The sequence below is a fragment of the Flavobacterium sp. IMCC34518 genome, from assembly GCF_027111095.2.
GTDB lineage: Bacteria > Bacteroidota > Bacteroidia > Flavobacteriales > Flavobacteriaceae > Flavobacterium > Flavobacterium praedii.
On sequence record NZ_CP114284.2, the window covers coordinates 625,504 to 649,487 of the forward strand.

Sequence of the window (23,984 nt, forward strand, 5' to 3'; positions counted from 1 at the left end):
TTTCGTAAATTAGCCCTAAATGATTTTTAGTCAAAATTATTTTCACAAATTTTAATTCCACTTTATGAGTATATTAACTGAAGCACCTACAACTGCAAGCCACTTGGAACCCTTAATCAGTGATTTGGGATTAATCCTTATGACTGCCGCTGTTGCCGTTTTAATATTTAAAAAACTCAAGCAACCCTTGGTTTTAGGTTATTTGATAGCGGGATTTCTAGCAGGCAACCATTTTGATTTTTTCCCTTCGGTCAAAGAGATTAAAAGTGTAGAAGTATGGGCCGAAATTGGTGTCATCTTTTTATTGTTTAGTTTAGGATTAGAATTTAGTTTTAAAAAATTAATGAAAGTAGGTGGTACCGCCACTATAACTGCCGGCACTCAAATTATAAGCATGTGTGTTTTGGGCTATGCCGTTGGGCAATGGATGGATTGGCCTAAAATGGATAGTATTTTTCTGGGAGTTATTCTATCCATCTCTTCGACCACAATTATTTTAAAATCATTTGAAGAACTTGGGGTAAAAACTCAAAAATTTGCCGGAAATGTTATTGGAGCATTAATCGTCCAAGACATCCTCGCCATTCTATTGATGGTTTTATTGTCAACTGTTGCTGTAAGTAACCAATTCTCCGGAAGTGATCTCATTCAATCCGTATTCAAACTTTTGTTCTTTTTGGTAATTTGGTTTTTGGGAGGAATTTTTATTGTACCTACATTACTAAAAAAAACAAAACATCTATTATCCGATGAAATGCTACTAATCATATCATTGGCATTGTGCTTAATGATGGTGATTTTGGCCTCTAATGTTGGTTTTTCTCCTGCTCTTGGCGCATTTATTATGGGCTCAATTATTGCCGAAACGACACAAGCCGAACATATTGAACATCTGGTAAAACCTGTAAAAGATTTATTTGGGGCAGTATTTTTTGTATCGGTCGGCATGTTAATCGATCCAGATGCTTTATTTCAACATGCTTTACCCGTTTTAATACTTTCATTCGTTACTATTTTTGGACAATCTATCAGTTCAACTTTTGGTGCAATATTATCAGGACAACCTTTGAAAGATTCGATCCGAACGGGAATGAGTTTGTCGCAAATAGGTGAATTCTCTTTTATCATAGCTACATTAGGAATGACTTTGAAAGCAACAGGCTCATTTTTATACCCAATTGTGGTTGCCGTTTCTGCCATTACGGTTTTTACGACTCCCTTTATGATAAAATATTCACTCCCTTTCTCCGAATATTTAGCACATCACTTACCTCGAAAATGGACGAAACGTATCGAACGCTATTCAGCGAGCACTCAAGCAATAAAAACAGTAAGTTTATGGCAATCCGTAATTAATGCTTATATTATTCAGGTGACAATACTTGTAGTAATTATATTGGCAGTTATTTTACTTTCTACCCGATATCTATTGCCAATCGTTCACGACTATCATTTTGGCAATGCTATAGGCGCACTAATAACACTAGGTATTGTTTCTCCATTTTTATGGGCACTTGCATTTAGAAGAGTCGCAATTGACGAAGTAGAACACTTAATGCTAGATCGAAAATCAAGAGGCCCATTAACAATGCTTTTTTTCATTCGAATTCTATTGTCTATATTTTTCATTGGATTGTTATTGAATATCTTTTTCTCACCGATAATAGGACTAATCACTTTAGTCATTTCAATAGTGATTTATTTGATTTTTCAAAAGAAACTCCATATTCAATACCATAAAATTGAGAACCATTTTCTTGCTAACTTAAACGATAGAGAGTTAAGCAAAGCCAAAAGAAGCCGAAGTGATTTGACGCCTTGGGATGGACACATGGCAGTTTTTGATATTGCGGCAGAATCGAATATTGCCGGCGAAACTTTAAAAAAATTACAAATTAGAGAGTCCTTAGGCATTAATGTGGTTTCTATAAAAAGAGGAGAAGTTATGATACATATTCCTGATGCAAATGAACGTATTTTTCCTGGCGATGAAGTTTGCGTTATCGGAACAGATGCTCAAGTGCAAGAATTTAAAAAATATTTAGATCAACATGAAATCGATGTTTCTCCTGGAATTACAGAACCTGATATTGTTTTAAGACAGATCGAATTAAAAAACCATGAATTCCACGGCAAGAGCATTAAAGAATCTAAACTACGCGAAAAAACACAAGGTTTGATTGTTGGAATTGAAAAAAGAGGAAACCGTACCCTAAATCCCGAATCAAATGTGATTTTAGAAAAAGACGATATTCTATGGATTGTAGGCAATAAAAAACTACTGGCGGATTTGGTTCATGATTAAACCCAGAATCCGCATTAGATATTATTACGCAGAGTCACACGAAGAATTCGCGAAGAATCACAAAGTTTTTTAAGCTCCATTCAAAGAATTCGATTTCCCTTTGTGCGACTTTGCGAATCCTTTGCGCATCTTCTTGAAATTTTTCCTATTGCGGAATCTGGATTAAACCCATAGACTTCTTTATACCAATTAAAAACAAAAAAGGTGCAAGAACTGAATCTTACACCTTTTTTTTTAGGCTTTCGCCCAATTTATCTCGAATAATTCGGAGCTTCTTTTGTAATAGTCACGTTATGCGGATGACTTTCGTTGATTCCGCTTGCCGTAATACGAACAAAACGACCCGTATCCTGCAATGTTGCAATATCTTTGGAACCGCAATATCCCATTCCTGCACGAAGACCACCAATAAATTGTTGCATACTTTCGTTCAACTCTCCTTTATATGGTACACGTCCTACGATTCCTTCTGGAACTAATTTTTTAACATCATCTTCTACATCTTGGAAATAACGGTCTTTTGAACCCTCTTGCATCGCTTCAACAGAACCCATTCCTCTGTATGATTTGAATTTTCTTCCTTCGAATATAATAGTTTCTCCTGGAGATTCCATGGTACCGGCTAACAACGAACCTAACATTACACAATCAGCTCCAGCAGCAATCGCTTTAGGAATATCTCCAGTATATCTAATACCACCATCTGCAATTACAGGAACTCCACTACCTTTTATAGCAGCGGCTACTTCAAGAACTGCAGAAAACTGAGGAAAACCAACACCTGCAACAATTCTTGTAGTACAAATAGAACCAGGTCCTATTCCAACTTTTACACCATCTGCACCATTTTCTACTAAATACAAAGCAGCTTCTGGAGTTGCAATATTTCCAACAATTACATCTAAATTAGGAAATTTCGCTTTTACTGATTTTAAAACATCTACCACTCCTTTTGTATGTCCATGAGCAGTATCAATAATTACCGCATCAACTCCTGCATTGACCAAAGCAGTAGCTCTTTCAACAGCATCAGCAGTAACACCTAGGGCAGCGGCTACTCGCAAACGACCAAACTTATCTTTATTCGCATTTGGCTTTTGAGTTAATTTGGTAATATCTCTAAAAGTAATTAGACCAACCAACTCGTTTCTATCATTTACAACAGGTAATTTTTCAATTTTATGTCCTTGTAAAACTACCTCAGCTTGTTCTAATGAAGTTCCTTCGGCAACGGTTACCAGATTTTGACTTGTCATAACTTCAACAATAGGTCTTGACCCATTTTTTTCAAAACGCAAATCTCTATTGGTAACAATTCCTTTTAGAATTTTATTCTCATCCACAATTGGAATACCACCAATACCGTATTCTTTCATAACAGCTTTAGCATCTGTAACTGTTGAAGACATTGGCAAAGTCACGGGATCGATAATCATACCAGACTCGGCACGTTTAACTTTACGAACTTTGGCCGCTTGTTGTTCGATGGTCATGTTTTTATGCAAAACACCAATCCCTCCTTCTTGTGCCATGGCAATTGCCATCGAACTTTCGGTAACGGTATCCATAGCAGCAGATACAATAGGAACATTTAATGTGATATTTCTTGAAAATTTGGATTGAATACTCACTTCGCGCGGAAGAACATTTGAGTAATTGGGAACTAATAATACATCATCGTAGGTTAAACCTTCACCGACAATCTTGGAGATATGTGCTTTCATGTTGCAATTTGTAGTTGAATTGCGTGCAAATATAGACAATCTTAAGCTAAAAAACACTTCACTCCCCTAATTTATTTTTAAATTGCAAGTTAAAAATAACATCAACACCTATTTTTATTTATAACTACACCTAACACTTATGACAATAGCAAATCACTCAATTTCAGGATTAAACAAAATTGAAGTTGAAAAATCCAGAATTAAAAATGGTTCTAATTCTATTGAACACCAAAAGAAAAACAACATACTTTCTTCCATTATAGATATGGTCAAAGAACCAATGTTTCTTTTACTAATAACCGCTACTAGCATTTATTTTTTCACCTCCGAATTTAGCAACGGAATATTTATGGCAGTAGCAATCATACTAGTTTCTACCATTTCACTCTACCAAGAATCTAAGAGTAGAAACGCCATCGAAGCTTTACACAAATTAACACAACCAAAAAGCAAAGTAATAAGGGAAAATGAACTCATAGAAATCCCTTCCGAAGAGATTGTTTTGGGAGATTATATTCAGTGTGAAGAAGGAACTTTTATTCCAGCTGATGGAGTTATAATCCAATCAAATGATTTTTCGGTTAATGAATCAATAATTACAGGAGAATCTTTAGCTGTTTTCAAAAGTGAAAAAAGTGAAAACTGTCAAGTTTTTCAAGGAACAATTGTCAATACAGGATTAGCAATCTGCAAAGTTACCGCAATAGCAAGCCAAACACAGTTAGGTAAGATTGGTAAAAGTTTAGAAGATATCGTTGAAGAAAAAACACCATTACAATTACAAATTTCAAATTTTGTTACCAAAATGTCTCTTTTGGGATTAATCGTATTTATAATTGTTTGGGGCATTAATTTTTACAATTCCAAACTCCTTCTAGACAGCCTTCTAAAAGCGCTAACCTTAGCCATGAGTATAATCCCCGAAGAAATTCCAGTTGCATTTACTACTTTCATGGCGCTTGGTGCTTGGCGATTAATGAAAATGGGGATTATTGTCAAACAAACTAAAACTGTAGAAACTTTGGGAAGTGCTACTGTAATATGCACAGACAAAACCGGGACTATTACCGAAAACAAAATGAGTCTTGCGCAATGGTATTTATTAGAAGGAGATTTATTAAGTGATAATTATAATGCCGATTTTAACACCAATGTAAACAGAAAAAAATCCCAATTAACTTCAAAAGAACAAGAATTATTAAGCCTATCTATGTGGTCCAGTGAGCCTATTCCTTTTGATGCAATGGAAATAGCGTTGCACAAAGCATATACCAATATGGAAATAATAGATGAACGCCCAAATTTTCAAATGGTACATGAATATCCGTTGAGTGGAACACCTCCTATGATGACCCATATTTTTGAAAACAAAACAGGAGAAAAAATCATTGCCGCCAAAGGAGCTCCAGAAGCTTTAATCGCTTGTTCCGCTTTATCCGAAAAACAGATCAATCAAATTTCAGCTGCAGTGCAATCAATGGCCGAAAAAGGGTATCGTGTTTTAGGGGTAGGTGTTGTCAATTATTCAGGATCCAATTATCCAAAAACTCAGCAAGAATTTTCATTTGATTTTAAAGGTCTAGTTGCTTTTTATGATCCTCCAAAAGCCAATATAAAAGAGGTTTTCGAAACTTTTTACAAAGCTGGAATTCAGGTAAAAATTGTAACTGGTGATAATGCTTTAACTACAGCAACTATTGCCAACCAGATTGGATTTAAAAACCCAGAAAAAACCTTAAACGGTGATGAACTCATGACGATGGATGATGCCACTTTGAGAGAAAAAGTAATGGAAACTAACATTTTTACCAGAATGTTTCCCGAAGCCAAACTAAAAATTATAAAAGCATTAAAAGAAAATAGTCAAATTGTAGCGATGACCGGTGATGGTGTTAATGATGGCCCCGCTTTAAAATCAGCCCATATCGGTATTGCAATGGGTAAAAAAGGAACCGAAATAGCCAAACAAGCTGCAAACTTAATCTTAATAGATGATGATTTCGGAAAAATGACCGACGCAATTGCCATGGGTCGAAAAATTTACATCAATCTAAAAAAAGCCATTCGTTATATCATTTCTATCCATATTCCAATTATATTAATTGTCTTTATCCCATTAGTTTTGGGATGGATATATCCTAATATTTTTTCACCAGTACATATTATTTTTCTTGAAATCATAATGGGACCAACTTGCTCCATTATTTATGAAAATGAACCTATGGAGAACAATTTAATGTTACAAAAACCACGCCCTTTTACAAAAACATTTTTCAATTTAAAAGAAATAACAATCAGCATTATTCAAGGGCTAATCATCACCCTTGGCCTATTATTTATGTATCAATATTGTGTAAAATGGGAGTATACTGAAAATGCCACCAGAACCTATATTTTTCTAACATTGATTGCTTCTAATATTTTTCTAACATTAGCCAATCGTTCTTTTTACTATTCTGTATTAACCACAATGAAATATAAAAACAATTTGGTTGTAATGATTATCGGATTAACCCTATTGATCACATTATCAATACTATTCATTCCTGTTTTCAGGGCTTTTTTCATGTTTGATACTATCAAACTACTACAAACGGGATTGTGTATTTCTGTAGCATTTATAAGTGTATTTTGGATAGAAATTTATAAACTTTACAAAAGAAATAAAGGAATCGAATAAATAACTTTGATAAACAGCGTTTTAGTTACTTAAATAAAACGCTGTTTATCAATAATTAACTAAGCCTCCTAGTATAAAAAAAAGAAAAATTATTTGCCTGCATAACCGTTTTTAATACAATTTGCATTATTGATTGCTCCTATTCTTTAGATTTTAAACACAACTAGAAACCAATTGAATAAATTGTTCTAACTGTATTCGAGTTTAATACGACAATCGATTCTTAATTACTATTTCCTACTACCTCCAGAAATAACATTAAACCCAATTTGAAAAGCAAGAGCATTTGACTTCGATAGATCCTTATAAGCCAATAGATTATCAGCCAAAACATAAAAATTAAAAACTCCAATTTTTGTCGTTAGCCCCAAGCCAATATTGCTGTAAGAATATGAGTCTATAGTATAAGTTGCTTTCATTTGCAATCCTTCCAAAATTCTTCTTCTATAGTAAGCTGTCAAAGCCAACATTGGATCCCTAGGAGTTGTCATTGCAAAAAGTTGCGCTCCAATTGCACTCCTATACCACGAATCTTCATCGGTTGCACAATTACACTCCGTTTGCCTTTCTTCCTCAAAAGAATATTGAAAGGAAGAGTAAAATTTCAAAGGACGTTGAGTGGTGTATTTATGATATACTGTATCCAAAGGGATCGCATCTTTAAAATCTTGGTAAGCATTATCAATAGTACCATCTGAATTAAATTCAGTAAGTACTCCTTTAAAATTATAATACCCTTTAAAAGTATAATCCACTACTTCTTTTGAATGGCTAACATAACCAATATCTACTAGACTTGCAGTTATTTGAATATTTTTTTCAGGATAATACGTAAGTCCTAAATCCACACCTAATCCTAAATTCCCTCCCAAAAAAGCTTTCTTAGTTACATCATCTGCTATATCGCTTCCTAAATCGCCATCATAATTTTCATCTAAATATTTGGCTGCTCCAGAGGTATTAAGTTCTAAATTGGATCTTATCGTTTGATCATAAATTAAATTAGCACCTTGTTTAGTAACAAAATAACCCGAATTATGAGTTGATGTAGCATTAAAAATACTAGAATAAATTTTCCCTCGAATTCCAAGAATAAGTTTGTCGTTTATCTGTTTATTATAACCAATATGAAAAACAGTTGACAAATCGGCTTTCACACTTAAATCTCCTAAATTAAAAGACTTTCCTATGTAATCATTGTTCCCATATAAAGACAAAATAGCCAAATCTGTAGGGACATAAATAAATGAATCTAATTCTTGGTACATTCCAAAAGAAACATAACTTTTACTATCTTCTCCACCTACTTTAAAGCCAGCCATAAAAAGTTCTAATTGTTGATTGGTAGTGATATAATCCTTTCTACTTGTTGAGGCCACCAAATTCCTCACTTTTTCAGAAAAATCAACCCCGTCATTTGCGAATAGACTATAAGCATCAATCCCTGTCGAACCAACATTTGCTGAAATTCCAGATAATAATGGCACGCCAAAAAACCATTTGTATTTTACATCCGCTCCAGGATTGGTCAATAAACTTTGAGGCTGAGGGGTGAAATTATATAATATTTCTTTATTTTGAGAGGAACAATAAACAGAAACTGACAGAAATAAAAGGATTATTATTTTTCTCATTTTACATCAAAATAAGCAGTTATACTTGAACTAAATTCAATTCTACCCGAACTTGTAGCTGATAATGGTGGACCGGGAAGCATTTTTATAGAAAAAATCATTTTTGTAGTATTTTTCAAAACAGAAACATTAGCAGGAGTAAATGTTTCGGTTGTTTCAAACAACTCTTCGGCACCAGTAGATGCTGCTATATTCATTGTTGGTATAGTATAAATAGGAGCATTATTTTTATCCAAAAAAGTAATATCCAGCGCATAAGCTCTGGATATTGTGTTTTTAATTCTAAAATACAAATCTGTTTTTACCAAATCATTTTCAACAAATGAAGAATTAAAAAAATCAACACTGGAAATATATGAAAACAAAGGTTGTTCGGAACCATTTACAACAAAATTGGAAGCTTTTGCTTCTAAATAGGCCAGATTTGTAGTAAAAACTGGTTGTACCGTTAAATCATTTGCTTGATCAAAATTTAAATCACTGCTGCATGAAAAAGCACTAAAAGCCAGCATGATTATTAAAATAATCCTAATGTTGAGTCTGTGTTTCATATCATTATACTAGTTTTATAAAATCCCTGTTTTTTACCATTTAATATCTCTATTTAAAGAAACGATAAAATTCTGGAATTATTTAATTTTTAGTACTTTTTATTTCTACCAATTTCAATGAAACTCCCCAAATATTTTCGACGCTTCATTATAAGCACTTTCAAAGCTCATGGGACTGCAATTGGTATTTTCTTTATGAACCGTAAAATAGGACAATAATTTCTCCGTAGGCATATTACCTGTTAAATTATCCGTAGCCATAGGACATCCTCCAAAACCTTGAATTGCTCCATCAAATCGACGACAGCCTCCCTTATAAGCTGCATCAATTTTTTCCAACCATTTGTCTGGTGTTGTATGAAGATGAGCTCCAAATTCTATTTGTGAATATTGAGGAATTAAATTAGAGAACAAATATTCAATTACTTCCGGCGATGAACTCCCTACGGTATCAGAAAGTGATAAAATTTTCACCCCCATTGCTGCCAACTTTTCAGTCCATTGTGCTACTATTTCAACATTCCAAGGATCTCCATATGGATTCCCAAAACCCATAGAAAGATAGGCTACAACTTCTTTATTCGTTTTATCGGCAAGATTTAGAATTTCATCCAAAGTTACTAAGGATTCAGCAATCGTTTTATGAGTATTACGCATTTGAAAATTTTCGGAAATCGAAAAAGGAAAACCTAAATATTGAATAGCTTTATGCTGAGAAGCTAAAGTTGCTCCTTGTAGATTTGCAATAATAGCTAATAACTTGCTCTGAGTTTTAGACAAATCAAGTTGTTCCAAAACCGCTGCAGTATCTTGCATTTGCGGTATGGCTTTTGCCGAAACAAAACTACCAAAATCGATGGTATCAAAACCTACACGCAATAACGACTGAATATAGGTTACCTTTTTTTCGGTAGGAATGAAGGCTTTTATACCTTGCATCGCATCACGTGGACATTCGATAATTTTTATTGTCTTCATAACTTTCAAATGTATAAAAAAGGTTTTGAGTTACAAAGAAAGAAAAATCGTTATTCTATTATTTATTTGATAAAATTGCTTTATTTATTTTTTTTACCAATGCTGGGCCTTCATAAATAAAACCTGTATACAATTGAACAAGACTGGCACCTGCCTCCAATTTTTCTAAAGCATCTTCTGCAGAATGTATTCCTCCTACTCCTATAATTGGAAATGCCTTGTTACTTTTTTGGGAAAGAAAACGAATCACTTCTGTTGAACGAGATGTTAAAGGTTTACCGGACAACCCTCCAGTTTCAGTTTGATTCAAAGAGTTCAAACCATTGCGCGAAATTGTAGTATTTGTAGCTATTACTCCCGCAATCTTGGTTTCTTGTACAATATCGATAATATCAAGCAATTGTTCATCTGTTAAATCTGGAGCAATTTTTAGTAATATTGGCTTTTGTATTGGCCTAGACAAGTTTTTATTTTGCAGCGTTTGCAATAACTGTGTCAGCGGCTCTTTTTCTTGTAATGCGCGAAGATTTGGCGTATTAGGCGAACTTACATTGACTACAAAATAGTCGACATAATCAAATAAAGCATCAAAACAAATCTCGTAATCAGAAGTAGCATCTTCGTTTAAGGTCACTTTATTTTTTCCAATATTTCCACCTATTAATACACCATTATTTTTTTTCAATTGTTCTACAGCTGCAAGAACACCACCATTATTAAATCCCATTCTATTGATTATAGCCGAATCTTCCACTAATCGGAAAATTCGTTTTTTATCATTTCCTGGTTGCGGTTTTGGGGTAAGTGTCCCAATTTCTATAAAACCAAAACCAAAATTAGAAAGTTCTTTATACAATACAGCATCTTTATCAAAACCAGCTGCTAACCCCACTGGATTTTTAAACTTTAAACCAAATACTTCGGTCTCTAATCTTTTGTCGTTAACTTGATATAAAAATCTAAAAAGGGAAGGAATTCCAGGAATTTTTGATACTATTCTAATTAACGAAAAAGTAAAATAATGCACTTTTTCAGGATCAAAACAAAAAAGAATAGGGCGTATAAAAATCTTGTACATAATTGAAATATTGGTTGGCACAAAAGTAAAGAATTGTTTTTAGTTTTAAGGTATAGAAATATAGTTAAAGCTATTCATTTGTTAATTATCAAACAAAATCCACTTAAAAAAATCAGTATAAATATCATCCAAAAAAAAAATAAAAAACGACAAATAAGCATCATTTTTTATTTTCTTCAACCAATTAACAATTAAAACCTACTTTGACATAGCTTTATTTATCAAAGCTTTATCAATGTATTGTATCACTCTATCTACTTTATCAATAGAATCAAAATGATAATCCGTATGAATCCACTGCGTCATTTCATTTCCATTTCTGTATTTAGCCGTTGTTTTGTACCATGACAACAACCAAACTCCTTTGTATTCAGTACTTTGTGGTTGATTGACTAATATAGGCAACCAAATGGTGTTTTTAAAAGAGATAGACTCAATAACATTGGCTCTTCTTTGTTTCCAATAGGAAGCAATTGCAGCTTTCCCTACCAAACTATCTCCGCTGTTCCATACATAAACAGCATTATCCGCATAAATATCCATCCAACTATCCATGTCACCTTTCTCCATATCGACTAGCGATTTTTTACCGATTTCAGCATATTTAGGATCCGCAAATTCAGCAGGTTTTTTAATAGAATCTGTTATAGAAACTACTTTACTCGTTTCTTTAGCATCTTCTTTTTTACAATTTAAAAGCAGAATAGCACAAATTATAATAAATACGATTTTTTTCATAGCTTATTTTTTAGAGTATTTTAAAATTTAGATTAAGCTATTTCTATAAAGGGAGAGTAAATTTAATTAAAAAACAAACAAGTCTATTAAAATAATTCAATTAATTAAACTGTATACCAATTAGTTATAATTAAATTCAATTTAAAACCTACAGTTTAATAATCCTTATTTCTTTTGATACCAAAATCGAAGAATCTATTTCTTAAATTAATTTACCTTTATCAAACTTTAAAATAAAAAAAAACAGCAAGTAAAACGATATTAGAAGTTTAATGGCATTTAATAGCGTACATTCGATAAAAAATAATGTCTATAGAACACAAAGTTCAATTGGTTGAAGAATTATTTGAACGCCTTGAAAATGAAATAACAACTTTTAAATCTAAAACTAATTTACAATGCAATAATGGATGTGGCCAATGCTGCTCAAAACCAAACATTGACGCTTCACCGTTGGAATTCTTACCATGGGCTTTTTATTTATTTTTAAATGGTAAAGCCGAAGTCACTTTAGAAGAACTTAATTCCAAAACGAATTCTTTTTGTCATTTATATCAATCCCTTTCAACAATAGACCGTATAAATGGTCGATGCTCTAACTACAAATACAGAGGATTAATTTGCAGGCTTTTTGGATATGCAGCCAGTAAAGATAAATATGGAAAACTACGATTGGCAACTTGCAAAATCATAAAAGAAAATCAACAAGAAAATTACAACAATACCGAAGAGGCTATTAATAAAGGACTTTATATACCTATTTTTTCTGATTATTATATGCGACTTACCCCAATAGATCATCGGCTAGCAACAACATTACTTCCCATAAACGAAGCCTTAAAAATGGCTATCGAAGAAGTATTACATTATTATGCTTACAGACCTTTTCCTGGTGGACTTGAAAATATTGCTTAAAATATAAAACAAAAAAAAGCCCCAAAATGGGGCTTCTATACAATAAAACATATTTTTATTATTTACTCAAATACATTTTTCTTCTAGAATACAATTCGTAGAATTGATCATCTTTTAAGTCATCAATAAACAAAATACTTTCACCTGTTGATTTCATTTCTGGCCCTAATGCTTTGTTAACATTTTGGAATTTACTGAAAGAGAAAACAGGTTGTTTGATAGCATATCCTTTCAATTGTGGATTGAAATCAAAATCAGTTACTTTATTATGACCTAACATTACTTTAGTAGCATAGTTTACATAAGGTTCTCCATAAGCTTTCGCAATAAATGGAACCGTACGAGAGGCTCTAGGGTTTGCTTCGATAATATAAACAGTATCATCTTTTATCGCAAACTGAATATTGATTAAACCTACCGTTTTTAAAGCTTTAGCAATTTTATGAGTATGATCTTTTATCTGCTGCATTACAAATTCACCCAAGTTGAATGGTGGTAAAGTAGCATTACTATCTCCCGAGTGCACTCCACAAGGTTCGATATGCTCCATTATACCTATAATATAAACATTACCGTCAGCATCACAAATCGCATCGGCTTCAGCTTCGATTGCCCCAGCCAAATAGTGATCTAAAAGCAATTTATTACCTGGAATCGATTTCAATAAATTGATAACGTGTTCTTCCAATTCTTTTTTATTGATTACGATTTTCATCCCCTGACCACCCAATACATATGAAGGACGAATCAACAACGGGAAGTCTAGAGTATCTGCTAAAGCCGAAGCCTCATCTGCAGTTTCTGCAATTCCAAATTGCGGGAAAGGAATTTTTAATTCTGTCAATAAATCTGAGAAACGTCCTCTGTCTTCGGCTAAATCCAAAGCATCGAAACTTGTTCCTATAATTTTCACACCGTATTTAGACAATTTTTCAGCCAATTTCAAAGCAGTCTGTCCTCCTAATTGCACAATAACACCTTCTGGTTTTTCATGTTGGATGATATCGTAAATGTGCTCCCAGAATACAGGCTCAAAATACAATTTATCAGCCGTGTCAAAATCAGTCGAAACGGTTTCTGGATTACAGTTAATCATAATGGTCTCATAACCACACTCTTTAGCAGCTAGAACTCCGTGTACACAAGAATAATCAAATTCGATTCCTTGTCCAATTCGGTTTGGCCCTGAACCCAGAACAATGATTTTCTTTTTATCCGTAACAATACTTTCATTATCCACATAACGTTCACCATTGGCTTTTTCAATTTCAGCCTCAAAAGTAGAGTAATAATAAGGTGTTTTAGCCTGAAACTCAGCTGCACAAGTATCTACCAATTTAAATACACGATTAATATCCATTGTCATACGCAAAGAATGCACTTCACTTTCCTTGGCTCCCATCATGTGTGCAATCTGTCTGTCTGCAAAACCTTTTTGTTTCGCTTCAAGCAACAATTCTTTAGGCAACGATTGTATAGTATAATTAGAAATTTCTTTTTCCAAAGTATAAAGTTCCTCGTATTGTTTCAAAAACCACATATCTATTTTTGTGATTTCATGTATACGGCTCAATGGAATTCCCATTGCGATAGCATCATAAATTACAAAAACACGATCCCAGCTTGCAAAAGTCAATTTCTCGATAATTTGCTCGTAGTTTGTATATCCTTTTCCATCGGCACCTAAACCATTTCTTTTGATTTCCAATGATTGAGTAGCTTTGTGTAAGGCTTCTTGGAACGAACGTCCAATTCCCATAACCTCACCTACAGATTTCATTTGAAGCCCTAAAGTTCTATCAGCTCCTTCAAATTTGTCGAAGTTCCAACGTGGTATTTTTACAATTACATAATCCAAAGTTGGTTCAAATAAAGCTGAAGTAGATTTTGTAATTTGATTTTGCAATTCATCCAAATTATATCCTAACGCTAATTTTGAGGCAATTTTTGCAATTGGGTAACCCGTTGCTTTGGATGCCAAAGCAGATGAGCGAGACACACGAGGATTTATTTCAATGGCAACAATATCTTCTTTTTCATCTGGCGAAACGGCAAACTGTACGTTACAACCTCCTGCAAAGTTTCCAATGCTGCGCATCATTAGGATAGCATAATCTCGTAGTTTTTGGAATGTAGTGTCCGATAAGGTCATCGCTGGTGCAACAGTAATAGAATCTCCAGTATGAATTCCCATTGGGTCCATATTTTCGATAGAGCAGATGATCACAACATTATCGTTCTTATCTCTCAACAACTCTAGTTCGTATTCTTTCCAACCTAGCAAAGCTTTATCAATCAATACTTCATGAATTGGTGACATTTCCAATCCGTAGGTTAGTTTTTCGTCAAATTCTTCTTTACTATGTACAAAAGCAGCACCAGTTCCCCCAAGTGTAAACGAAGGACGAATTACTAATGGAAAACCAAATTCCTGAGCAATTTCTTTCCCTTCCAAGAAAGAAGTTGCCGTTTTGGCAGGTGCAGTAGGAACATTAATTTTTGCTAAAAGTTGCTTGAATTGTTCTCTATCCTCAGTAATATTGATTGCATTCACGTCAACACCAATCAATCTTACTCCAAAATCTTGCCAAATTCCTTTTTCGTCAGCTTCCAAACACAAGTTCAATGCAGTTTGTCCTCCCATTGTTGGAAGTACCGCATCAATTTGAGGATGTGCTTTAAGAATCTCAATAATAGATTTTGTGGTTAATGGTTTCAAATAAACATGATCCGCCATTGAAGGATCGGTCATAATTGTTGCAGGATTCGAATTGATTAAAATTACTTCAATTCCTTCTTCACGAATAGAACGTGCAGATTGAGAACCTGCATAATCAAATTCGCACGCTTGACCAATTACAATTGGACCTGAACCTATTATTAAAACCGATTTTATAGATGTATCTTTTGGCATTTTATTTTGTATTGTAGTTATATTTTATCACTTAAAGATTGAAATTTGTTAGAAAAAACTCTTGTTTCAAACTTAAAAATAGCAGTACCGCTTGGGTATAAAAAAAGGCGATACTAAAAAAAGTAACGCCTTATAGATGTTTATGCAAACATTATTTTTTGTGTCTTGGTTCGCAAGATACAGTCAATTTATGTCTTCCTTTAGCTCTTCTACGCGCTAGAACTTTTCTTCCATTAGCAGAAGCCATTCTATCCATAAATCCGTGCTTATTTCTTCTTTTTCTTTTCGATGGTTGAAACGTTCTTTTGCTCATTGCTTTGTATGTTTAAAAATCTTAATTAAGTGTCTATTTGTTTTTGAATAACCATTATTCTAAAACCGAGTGCAAATATACAAAGACTTTTTTTTCTGGCAAGTAGTTTTTAAAAAATATTTATAATTCCTTTTACTATCTTTGCAGACTTAAATCTTTATACATTATGTTTCATAAAAATATCAAACTTATTATTGCTGGACTTATTATAATCACAAGCATCTGGCAATTCACTGAAAGCAATATTGGTAACGGAATATTCCTGATTTTATTATCTGGAATACCAGTTTTTTTATATTTTAAAAATGAGTTTATCTTATTGGCCTTCCTAAAATTAAGAAAACAAGACTTTGAGGGTGCCAAAAAATGGCTAGCCTACATCAAAAATCCTGAGACAGCTTTAGTTAGAAAACAACAAGGATACTTCAATTACTTACACGGAATTATGCTTTCGCAAACGAATATCAATCAGGCCGAAAAATATTTCAAGAAAGCTATCGAATTGGGATTATCAATGGATATGGATCTAGCTGTTGCAAAATTAAACCTAGCAGGGGTGGCGATGACACGTAGAAGAAAACTAGAAGCTACATCATTGTTGAACGAAGCAAAAAAATTAGACAAGCAAAATATGCTAAAAGATCAAATCATCATGATGAAAGAACAGATGAAAAAAATATAAATCTTCATTACTATTATTTTAAACGCCTTAATTTGAAATTAAGGCGTTTTTTTTATAACTTTAAGTCGTTTAGACAGGTATTCAAGTAATTTATCGGAATAATGCTATAATTCTAAAAAACATTCATATATTGCTAAACTATTTAATTTTAGGTCTTTATGAATAAGACATTACTCACTTTATTCTTCATTTTAGTCTTTTCATCAACGTATAGCCAAGATACTATTACGTATTTTTCTGATGCCATAAAAGGAAATATAAATACATATAAAAAAGCAAGTAATAATGCATATGACAAAAGAAATATAGACGAAGGAAAAAGACTTTTTGATTCTTTGGTTAAAAACAAACTTGTTGGAACAAAATTTGATGATTTCAATTTAAAAGTTTACAAAGAAAAAAACGTAAAAACAAACCGAATCAACAAACCTATTTTTATTATAACCTACGCTTCTTGGCTTGTCATTCCAAAAGGAGAAATTCCAGCATTAAACATTTTAGCAAAAGAACATCGAAATGATATGCAAATTATTGTTATTTTTTGGGATAAGAAAAACGACTTAAAAAATATTGCATATAAATTCAGTGATTACATTAAAGTATGTTATGCCAATGAAAATTACGAGAAAGATGCCCACATAATCGCTACAATAAAACACACATTAGGATTCCCAACTTCATTGTTTATTGATGAAAATAAAAATGTAGTCAGCATCAAACATTTTGACAGCAAAGTAAAATTAAAAACCCCAATAAAAGAAGCCATTATTACCAGCTACAATTATTTTAGCAAAGATATAAATGAGAACTTGGTAAGTGCAATTTCCAAAAACAACGGTTTCACCAATAATTAATACTTGGCATTTATTAATTTTACAAATCCATCTTACCCTTTATTATTTTTCATTTGCAATATATTGATCATGAATAATCTTAGGCAAATTTTCATTAAGCCATTTGTACTTGTTTAGAATCATTATATGAGTACCCCCTTTTACAACAATACAGTTTGTAATATATTTTATAGGAAAAACATCATCCTCATCGCCGTGGATATGAATCACATTTTGATCTGCCTCTTTCCTATCCCACATTATAATTTTTTCAATAGACCAATCCAAGTAGTACCGATCTCGTATTGAAATAAATTTTTCATACAACTTCAATCTTTTATTCACTTTTTCTCCAAAAGAAAATTTAGCTAGACTTTCAATATTTTGAACTAATCGTAAAGGAATTAATTTATAAGCCTTAGTATTTTTTGCAATTATCATTCTTTTTGGAAACTCCAAATTACTTTTTACACTCGAAATAATGATCACTTTTTGCACTTTGATAAAACGCGACATTTCTTGAACCAAAATACCTCCAAAAGAAACACCTATCAGAATTGGATTTTCATGTTTGATCTTTTCTGCGAGTCGCTTAGCATACTCCAACAAAGTCTCTTTTTCCCTCGGAATCTCCCATTCTAAAAAAAACATTTCAAATTCTGACTCAGAAAGTTTAATTCTTTCAAAAATAGCGACACTTGCCGCTAAACCAGGCATAAAATAAACTGGAATTTTATTCATAACCAAAATTATTATTAATCATTGCAAGTCCTTTGCTATCATACTATTTTTTAAAATTAACCATTTAATTTTTAATTACAGAATACTTACTCTCCTATTTCAATAAACACCCCCAGTTTCAATAAGGAATAAAAAATAATTTACACGCTACTTTTTTTGACTTTTTTAAAATTTAGTTTCACAACTTAACCTAAAAAAACACTTGTTACTGAATATCAAATCATTACCTTTGCGCTTTATTAGATTTTTTTACACCTAAAACTTATTTCTAATACAAATTAAAGGGTTTCAATTTACAACACAAAGCTTACATAAAATCCTGTTACTATATCCACCACAAGCAAATTATTATCATTTGCATCAATAATACTAAAAATGGAAACTATAATAAACCTAGAAATTAAAGACAATGCTTTTGCTAGACAATTTGAAACAAAAGTAGAAACCGGAATAGTATCTGTTGAATATTCTTTTCAAGAAAAAAAAATATTTTTAACTAAAATTAATGCTCCCGAAAATTACAGTGATGAGGATTTTATTTCTAATTTCCTGAAAAACATTATGGAAATTGCCCTGGAAAGAAAATTAAAAGTCGTTCCAATCCTTCCTAAAATAGTCGTTTTTTTCAAAAAAAATCCAAACTATAAAGAGTTGCTCCCTCCAGGAATTCGCCTATAATAAAAGAGCCTGTTTAATGAATTAAACTGGCTCTTTTTATAAAAATCAAACTTTGCTATCCTATCTGTTTCTTTGAAAAGGTTGCCTTGTAACTGAGTTATGTGTAGAAGTTTGCATATTTTACGGTCGTGCCGACGGTGATGTCGGACGAGTTACAGGTCGAGTTGACGGCGCTGTAGGACGGGTTATCGACGGCGAAGTGGGTCGAGTTGACGGCGCTGTAGGACGTGTAGTCGATGGTGTCGTAGGTCGTGTAGTTGATGGTGACGTAGGTCGTGTTGACGGCGTTGTAGGTCGTGTTGTTGATGGTGACGTAGGTCGAGTTGATGGCGATGTAGGTCGTGTTATAGTAGACGGACGTGTCGTTGGACTTGCAGGCTTTTTATAATTATTGCCATTATAAGTCCTTCTATAAATACCATTTCTTGTATTATTAATTACTATAACTGATGTTCTTCGCCCTGAATAATAGCGGGAATAATATGCTGGATAACGATGATAATATGGCCTATAATAACGATTGTGATAATGGTAATGATAACGATAATACACACTAAAAAATAGAGGAGCCCATGGGCGATAATACCTAGGATAATATCCATAATAATACCGAGAATAATATGGAACATAGACCGGAGAATACAAGTAAATCACCACAGGACTTCTTGCAACATTAACAACGTTTACTGAGATAGCAGTCCCAGTTGAATTCCCTTTATAGCCAGGATTTGCGGTACTTGAAACTATCGGTTCTACAACATAATCTTTACCATACAAATTTTCATCTCCTACTACTTGAATGGAAACTTTTTTGTTTCTATCTTTATTTACAAAAATTACTGCAACATCTTGCGTTTCATTTTTACCAACCTCATCTTGCAGGATAAACATAAAATTCTCTCCTTCTTTTTTAGTGGTAACTTTGATGAAATCTACTTTTCCATTGTTATCTAAATCTAAATTATTGATTTTTGTATCGGCTTGATTCAATGATTTTTCAAAACTCTCTATAGTTTCAGCTTTTTGAAAAATATCCAAAACCGCATATAAATTTAAATTATCGCCTGGCAAACCCAATGATTCTGGTTCTACAGAATTTTGAGAAAAAGAAGAAAAACTAAATATACAGCTTAGCAAAGCCACAATTGATAAAATTTTATTTTCCATACTCATTTTTTTACAACATTAATAAAATCAATTGCAATATACCAAAAATAACACCTTAAATCTATTTTATTCACCATAATTTAACATAATATTAAATTTAAAATCAATAAAAATCAAAAACTAAACACTAAAGCACTAAAAAAAACATTCGAAACCTATTTTATTTTTTAAAAAAATCACGCCATTTAAAAACAGGCTGTTTTTATATAAAAAATGGCTGTCTTTAAAAAAATTAATCACAAACCATAGAATAAAAAAAGTGATTTTTAAACACAAAAAAACAGACTTTAATTTAGGAGCAGTAGGAAGAAAATCTTCCGACTTTTTTTTCGTCTTATTTTCATATATTCGTTTAAAATTATTTAATGTTATTTTTCTTATTTTTTATTGGTTTTTCATAAATTTATTACTGTAAATCAGTAATTCTTAACAAATTTTAAAGACCACAAAGTATCCGTTAGTGAGCTGCTAAGTTTTAGACCTGAAGCACTCCTATCAAATCTCTCTACAAGTACCGAAGTGGATCACTATTCAAAAGTGCTTCATGGTAAAAAAGTATTTTATCTACTTCTATAAGCTATTTTAGACAATGAAAGACTTAGCCAACGGACATTGGAAGACACTTATAACTATTCAGGCTTTAAACCATTTTTAATTTGGATGAATCAGAAACTGTTAGAAGGAGCTCTATCTCTGAGAGGCTCTAGAAGATTGATTCTCATTATTTTAAGGAGATTTTTGAATACATGTATGATCGTTTCTCTGAAAGTTACAATGAAATAGAAAGAGATAAGTATAATTTAATTCGAGTAGACAGCACCATTGTTTCAGATCCAGCAGGAAAACTTAAAGATGGAATTGATCAGAATAACGGCAGAAAGCTTGAAAAACATAACATTTGTTTTGATGGGACTCTTCCAACAGGTATTTAAACACTTAATAACCAGTGCAATGTAACCTAGAAAAATACACTTCCTGAGGCTATTTCAAAGCAGGTAAAAAAAAATGCTGAGCATCTTAGTTTTTATATTATTGACAGGGGTGTTCAATCAGCCCGGACCATGAAAGAGTTTTCCAAAAAGAATATCAAATTTGTTATCAGAGTCAGGGAAATCGTAAACACGTGGAGATAGAATCTCTAATCAAGGAAAATCAGGATTTAGATATTGGTGTAAATTTGCTAATAATAGATAGTATTATTATTCTGGATACAGGCCTCCCAATAATAAATAAACAAGGAAACATAAAGCATAAGGAAGAAAAAATTGAAAACCAATTCAGACTGGTGATAGTAAAAAATAATGAGCAACCCGAAAAAATATTTTGGTTCATCACCAATAATTTTGAACTTACTACTAAGGAAGTTGCAAATTATTATAGAAGAAAATGGGATATTGAAGTCTTTATCAGATTTATCAAACAAGAACTCAATGTCAGTCATATCCTATCTCTCAGTAAAAATGGAATGGAAGTCATGATTCATATGACTCTAATTGTAGCGATGCTGGCCTTAATTTACAAAAAAGCAAATAACCTAAGCTACAAAACAGCCAAAAGAAGGTTTGTTATGGAATCAAGAGAGCTTATTACGATAAATACTGATTATACTCTCGGGTGGGGATCCTGCCAAAGTCTTTAAAACGTAAAGTGGCCGGAATTTCTTCCGACCACTCCTAACTTTAAGTCAGTTTTTTTTTGTGTTATATTAATTTCGACTGCCTCGCATAGTTGACCTACTCATCCCTGAAGGTCGTGCAACAGGTCGTGCAACAGGTCGTGTTGCTTGTTGAGAACTTGGCCATGAAACTGGATTTGTTGACGGTCTTGACGTTGGCCAAGTTGATGCGGGTCTATTGACTGGTCTAGTTGAAGGATAAGTAGAAGGTATATTGTTAGAATTTCCTGGCCTCGTCATTGTTGGAGAACCATTAGATGACGATCCTGGTCTTGTCAGTGTTGGATAGCGATTAGATGACGATCCTGGTCTTGTCACCGTTGGATAGCGATTAGATGACGATCCCGGTCTTGTCACTGTTGGATAGCGATTAGATGACGATCCTGGTCTTGTCACTGTTGGATAGCGATTAGATGACGATCCTGGCCGAACAACTGGTGAAATAGGCTTTTTATAGACCCTTCCTTCGTAAGTTCGTTTGTACATATTATTCATCCTGTTTGCCCTAACAAGATTTGAATAGGTCCTTCTATTACCATAATAATTTCGATAATAAGGTGTTCGCAAATAGACCGATCTTCGATAATAATGACTTCCATAAAAATTCCTATGATACCCACAATAACTACGATAAAAAACAGGGCGCCAAGGTCTCCAATACGACGGGTAATGTCCCCAATACCAAGGAGAACGCCATGTCACAAACAAAGGGGAAAATAAAAATACCACGACAGGCCATGCACTAATAGACGGCCCTACTCTTTCGTTATTGGTTGTATAGTTATTGGTTGTATTATTATTAATTACAGTTGTTCCACTTTCTGAATACCCCGGATTTATAGTTCCTCCAATTGTATCGTTTTGAGAAGGCTCAACTATATAATCCTTACCATACAACTCCTCATCTCCAATTACTTGGACTGTAATTTGCCCATTTTTATTCTTATCTACTTCAATTACAGCAACATCTTGTTTTTCAGACCCACTAACAGATACTTGCAGCAGCACAAAAAAAGTATCTCCTTTTTTTTCGCTTGACACCTGAATATAATCCGCATTATTATCATTATTTAAGTCAAGATTATTGATTTTATTTTCTTCCAAATTAATAGATTTTTCAAATTCCTCGAGTGTTTTCGATTTTTGAAAAACATCTAAAACCGCATATAAATTTAAATTATCCCCTGGCAAACCCAAAGCTTCTGGCTCTTCACTGGTTTGCGAATATCCAGCATATCCAACAAAGCTGAACAAGATTAAAGCTAAATAAATTATATTTTTTTTCATGATTTCTGTATAAATTATTCATTGATATAATACAATATTACACTAAGATATAAAAAAACAACAAAAGTTTAATTACAAAAACGAAATAACCTGAATTATGGGTAGTTATATTCGATTTTTTTAACAAAAAAATCGAAAAAATCGAAAAAAAAAAAAAAAAAAACTACAAACCAACATATCAAAGCAACTCAGCAAAAGAAACTCCAATTCCAAAAATAGTTTGTTTATAATCATGATCAATTAAAGCATCTCCATAACCATGAAAAAATTGAAAATGCCCTCTTAGATTCCCCTGAATAGGAAATCCCCAATCCAATTGAATGCTTCCATTATTAAACTCACCTGTTCTTAAAGAATGCTGACCATGAGCTGTAAGAATGTTTTTGTTTAAAACATACACAAAAGTAGCATCTCCTCTTCCTGTAAAATCTTTTATATTTGAATTTTCTTGAATTTCAACGGCATACCATGATCTAACAATCAAACTCCAATTTTTATCTTCAAAAGCTACAAATCCAATTATTCTATTCCAACTTCTTGTAAGTGTTTCTGTTCTTCCATTGGATTGATGGTTTAAAGCTATTCCAAACATTCTTCCATGAAGACCCAAAAAATTAAATTTGGCAGGGACATTCAAAATAAGTTCTGGCTCATAATTGGTTTCTCTAAAAGGTCTTGAAAATTCTTTGTTGAAAATTTGCCAATAGGATTTTTGTGTATAAGCCATCCATAAATCTGCTTTTCCAAACAAAATATCTTGTGCTATTTTGACTTTAAAACTTAATTGAAATTTAGCTTCTACTTTATTTAATTTTACATATTTATCTACAGAAACTTCAGTTCCAGAATTGTAGGGAAGTTCATTTGGGTCTGATGAATATCGGAAAGGCAAAACGTAAATGGGTTTGTATTTTGAAAGTAAAAAAGTGCCGTTTTGAGTATCGGGTTCCAATTCCCAAATTTGGGTAAGTGTTTGAAAACGTCTAGACTTATTAGAAAACAAACTAGATTGCCCATTCACGGCTAAAAAAAACAATAATGCTAAAAAGAGACAAAAATTCGAAAAATTGAACTGTTTTATCATATAATTT

Annotated in this window: 20 protein-coding genes; 8 read left to right on the plus strand and 12 right to left on the minus strand. The window is 32.8% G+C overall.

The genetic code is table 11. The annotated features are described in order from the left end of the window. The first annotated feature begins 64 nt into the window (after positions 1-64). The gene (locus OZP06_RS02650; RefSeq protein ID WP_281324196.1) at positions 65-2,305 is read left to right on the plus strand and encodes a cation:proton antiporter; all 2,241 of its coding nucleotides are present in this window, start codon (positions 65-67) and stop codon (positions 2,303-2,305) included. 251 nt (positions 2,306-2,556) lie between these two features. Here OZP06_RS02650 and guaB read toward each other — a convergent pair whose 3' ends face one another. Next, positions 2,557-4,029 carry an IMP dehydrogenase gene (gene guaB / locus OZP06_RS02655; protein ID WP_269223565.1) on the minus strand — a complete coding sequence of 491 codons (1,473 nt, stop codon included), beginning with the start codon at positions 4,027-4,029 and terminating at the stop codon, positions 2,557-2,559. 139 nt (positions 4,030-4,168) lie between these two features. Here guaB and OZP06_RS02660 point away from each other — a divergent pair, with 139 nt between their 5' ends. Then, complete coding sequence (locus tag OZP06_RS02660) at positions 4,169-6,709, plus strand: cation-translocating P-type ATPase (RefSeq protein WP_281324197.1); 2,541 nt, start codon at positions 4,169-4,171, stop codon at positions 6,707-6,709. A gap of 230 nt (positions 6,710-6,939) precedes the next feature. On the opposite strand, the gene OZP06_RS02665 is transcribed toward OZP06_RS02660, so the two are convergent. From OZP06_RS02665 to OZP06_RS02685, 5 genes are all read right to left on the minus strand, one after another. Next, on the minus strand, positions 6,940-8,343 hold the full coding sequence (locus OZP06_RS02665) for a DUF5723 family protein (RefSeq protein WP_269223566.1): 1,404 nt from the start codon (positions 8,341-8,343) through the stop codon (positions 6,940-6,942). Next, complete coding sequence (locus OZP06_RS02670; protein ID WP_269223567.1) at positions 8,340-8,894, minus strand: hypothetical protein; 555 nt, start codon at positions 8,892-8,894, stop codon at positions 8,340-8,342. Before OZP06_RS02670 ends, OZP06_RS02665 begins: the two co-directional genes overlap by 4 nt. 114 nt (positions 8,895-9,008) lie before the next feature. Further along, positions 9,009-9,872, minus strand: a complete 864-nt coding sequence (locus OZP06_RS02675) for a hydroxymethylglutaryl-CoA lyase (RefSeq protein WP_269223568.1) — start codon at positions 9,870-9,872, stop codon at positions 9,009-9,011. 58 nt (positions 9,873-9,930) lie between these two features. Then, positions 9,931-10,950, minus strand: coding sequence for a quinone-dependent dihydroorotate dehydrogenase (locus OZP06_RS02680; RefSeq protein ID WP_281239047.1), 1,020 nt, complete (start codon positions 10,948-10,950; stop codon positions 9,931-9,933). 198 nt (positions 10,951-11,148) lie between these two features. Continuing rightward, positions 11,149-11,688, minus strand: a complete 540-nt coding sequence (locus tag OZP06_RS02685) for a nuclear transport factor 2 family protein (RefSeq protein ID WP_269223570.1) — start codon at positions 11,686-11,688, stop codon at positions 11,149-11,151. 306 nt (positions 11,689-11,994) lie between these two features. On the opposite strand from OZP06_RS02685, the gene OZP06_RS02690 reads away from it, so the two are divergent. Beyond that, positions 11,995-12,603, plus strand: coding sequence for a YkgJ family cysteine cluster protein (locus tag OZP06_RS02690; RefSeq protein ID WP_269223571.1), 609 nt, complete (start codon positions 11,995-11,997; stop codon positions 12,601-12,603). Between the two features lie 58 nt (positions 12,604-12,661). On the opposite strand, the gene carB is transcribed toward OZP06_RS02690, so the two are convergent. Further along, positions 12,662-15,517 carry a carbamoyl-phosphate synthase large subunit gene (carB, locus tag OZP06_RS02695; RefSeq protein WP_269223572.1) on the minus strand — a complete coding sequence of 952 codons (2,856 nt, stop codon included), beginning with the start codon at positions 15,515-15,517 and terminating at the stop codon, positions 12,662-12,664. A gap of 151 nt (positions 15,518-15,668) precedes the next feature. After that, the gene (rpmH, locus tag OZP06_RS02700; RefSeq protein ID WP_007136275.1) at positions 15,669-15,830 is read right to left on the minus strand and encodes a 50S ribosomal protein L34; all 162 of its coding nucleotides are present in this window, start codon (positions 15,828-15,830) and stop codon (positions 15,669-15,671) included. Between the two features lie 166 nt (positions 15,831-15,996). Here rpmH and OZP06_RS02705 point away from each other — a divergent pair, with 166 nt between their 5' ends. Together OZP06_RS02705 and OZP06_RS02710 are read left to right on the plus strand one after the other, a co-directional pair. Continuing rightward, complete coding sequence (locus tag OZP06_RS02705) at positions 15,997-16,512, plus strand: DUF2892 domain-containing protein (RefSeq protein ID WP_269223573.1); 516 nt, start codon at positions 15,997-15,999, stop codon at positions 16,510-16,512. Positions 16,513-16,670: 158 nt separating this feature from the next. Then, positions 16,671-17,366, plus strand: a complete 696-nt coding sequence (locus OZP06_RS02710; RefSeq protein ID WP_269223574.1) for a thioredoxin family protein — start codon at positions 16,671-16,673, stop codon at positions 17,364-17,366. Positions 17,367-17,408: 42 nt separating this feature from the next. On the opposite strand, the gene OZP06_RS02715 is transcribed toward OZP06_RS02710, so the two are convergent. Beyond that, entirely contained in the window at positions 17,409-18,086 is a 678-nt protein-coding gene (locus tag OZP06_RS02715) for an alpha/beta hydrolase (RefSeq protein ID WP_269223575.1), read from the minus strand. A gap of 375 nt (positions 18,087-18,461) precedes the next feature. Between OZP06_RS02715 and OZP06_RS02720 the strand changes: the two genes are divergently transcribed. Continuing rightward, positions 18,462-18,764 carry an N-acetyltransferase gene (locus OZP06_RS02720; protein WP_281324198.1) on the plus strand — a complete coding sequence of 101 codons (303 nt, stop codon included), beginning with the start codon at positions 18,462-18,464 and terminating at the stop codon, positions 18,762-18,764. Between the two features lie 120 nt (positions 18,765-18,884). Here the strand turns inward: OZP06_RS02720 and OZP06_RS02725 are convergent, their stop codons facing one another. Further along, complete coding sequence (locus tag OZP06_RS02725) at positions 18,885-19,931, minus strand: hypothetical protein (protein WP_281324199.1); 1,047 nt, start codon at positions 19,929-19,931, stop codon at positions 18,885-18,887. A gap of 746 nt (positions 19,932-20,677) precedes the next feature. On the opposite strand from OZP06_RS02725, the gene OZP06_RS02730 reads away from it, so the two are divergent. Together OZP06_RS02730 and OZP06_RS02735 are read left to right on the plus strand one after the other, a co-directional pair. Beyond that, positions 20,678-20,863, plus strand: coding sequence for a hypothetical protein (locus OZP06_RS02730; protein WP_269223578.1), 186 nt, complete (start codon positions 20,678-20,680; stop codon positions 20,861-20,863). A 191-nt stretch (positions 20,864-21,054) separates the two neighbouring features. Next, positions 21,055-21,570 (plus strand): transposase, encoded by a 516-nt coding sequence (locus OZP06_RS02735; RefSeq protein ID WP_269223579.1) that lies wholly within the window; start codon positions 21,055-21,057, stop codon positions 21,568-21,570. Positions 21,571-21,636: 66 nt separating this feature from the next. Here OZP06_RS02735 and OZP06_RS02740 read toward each other — a convergent pair whose 3' ends face one another. Together OZP06_RS02740 and OZP06_RS02745 are read right to left on the minus strand one after the other, a co-directional pair. Continuing rightward, complete coding sequence (locus tag OZP06_RS02740) at positions 21,637-22,893, minus strand: hypothetical protein (protein WP_281324200.1); 1,257 nt, start codon at positions 22,891-22,893, stop codon at positions 21,637-21,639. 178 nt (positions 22,894-23,071) lie between these two features. Further along, positions 23,072-23,977: a phospholipase A gene (locus OZP06_RS02745; protein WP_269223582.1), complete on the minus strand. Its 906-nt coding sequence runs from the start codon at positions 23,975-23,977 to the stop codon at positions 23,072-23,074. Positions 23,978-23,984 lie beyond the last annotated feature (7 nt).

Excerpts from the sequence above, each read along its gene's own strand:
- OZP06_RS02650 (WP_281324196.1), top strand. The coding sequence starts at position 65 with ATGAGTATATTAACTGAAGCACCTACAACTGCAAGCCACTTGGAACCC.
- guaB (WP_269223565.1), bottom strand. The coding sequence starts at position 4,029 with ATGAAAGCACATATCTCCAAGATTGTCGGTGAAGGTTTAACCTACGAT.
- OZP06_RS02660 (WP_281324197.1), top strand. The coding sequence starts at position 4,169 with ATGACAATAGCAAATCACTCAATTTCAGGATTAAACAAAATTGAAGTT.
- OZP06_RS02665 (WP_269223566.1), bottom strand. The coding sequence starts at position 8,343 with ATGAGAAAAATAATAATCCTTTTATTTCTGTCAGTTTCTGTTTATTGT.
- OZP06_RS02670 (WP_269223567.1), bottom strand. The coding sequence starts at position 8,894 with ATGAAACACAGACTCAACATTAGGATTATTTTAATAATCATGCTGGCT.
- OZP06_RS02675 (WP_269223568.1), bottom strand. The coding sequence starts at position 9,872 with ATGAAGACAATAAAAATTATCGAATGTCCACGTGATGCGATGCAAGGT.
- OZP06_RS02680 (WP_281239047.1), bottom strand. The coding sequence starts at position 10,950 with ATGTACAAGATTTTTATACGCCCTATTCTTTTTTGTTTTGATCCTGAA.
- OZP06_RS02685 (WP_269223570.1), bottom strand. The coding sequence starts at position 11,688 with ATGAAAAAAATCGTATTTATTATAATTTGTGCTATTCTGCTTTTAAAT.
- OZP06_RS02690 (WP_269223571.1), top strand. The coding sequence starts at position 11,995 with ATGTCTATAGAACACAAAGTTCAATTGGTTGAAGAATTATTTGAACGC.
- carB (WP_269223572.1), bottom strand. The coding sequence starts at position 15,517 with ATGCCAAAAGATACATCTATAAAATCGGTTTTAATAATAGGTTCAGGT.
- rpmH (WP_007136275.1), bottom strand. The coding sequence starts at position 15,830 with ATGAGCAAAAGAACGTTTCAACCATCGAAAAGAAAAAGAAGAAATAAG.
- OZP06_RS02705 (WP_269223573.1), top strand. The coding sequence starts at position 15,997 with ATGTTTCATAAAAATATCAAACTTATTATTGCTGGACTTATTATAATC.
- OZP06_RS02710 (WP_269223574.1), top strand. The coding sequence starts at position 16,671 with ATGAATAAGACATTACTCACTTTATTCTTCATTTTAGTCTTTTCATCA.
- OZP06_RS02715 (WP_269223575.1), bottom strand. The coding sequence starts at position 18,086 with ATGAATAAAATTCCAGTTTATTTTATGCCTGGTTTAGCGGCAAGTGTC.
- OZP06_RS02720 (WP_281324198.1), top strand. The coding sequence starts at position 18,462 with ATGGAAACTATAATAAACCTAGAAATTAAAGACAATGCTTTTGCTAGA.
- OZP06_RS02725 (WP_281324199.1), bottom strand. The coding sequence starts at position 19,931 with ATGGAAAATAAAATTTTATCAATTGTGGCTTTGCTAAGCTGTATATTT.
- OZP06_RS02730 (WP_269223578.1), top strand. The coding sequence starts at position 20,678 with ATGTATGATCGTTTCTCTGAAAGTTACAATGAAATAGAAAGAGATAAG.
- OZP06_RS02740 (WP_281324200.1), bottom strand. The coding sequence starts at position 22,893 with ATGAAAAAAAATATAATTTATTTAGCTTTAATCTTGTTCAGCTTTGTT.
- OZP06_RS02745 (WP_269223582.1), bottom strand. The coding sequence starts at position 23,977 with ATGATAAAACAGTTCAATTTTTCGAATTTTTGTCTCTTTTTAGCATTA.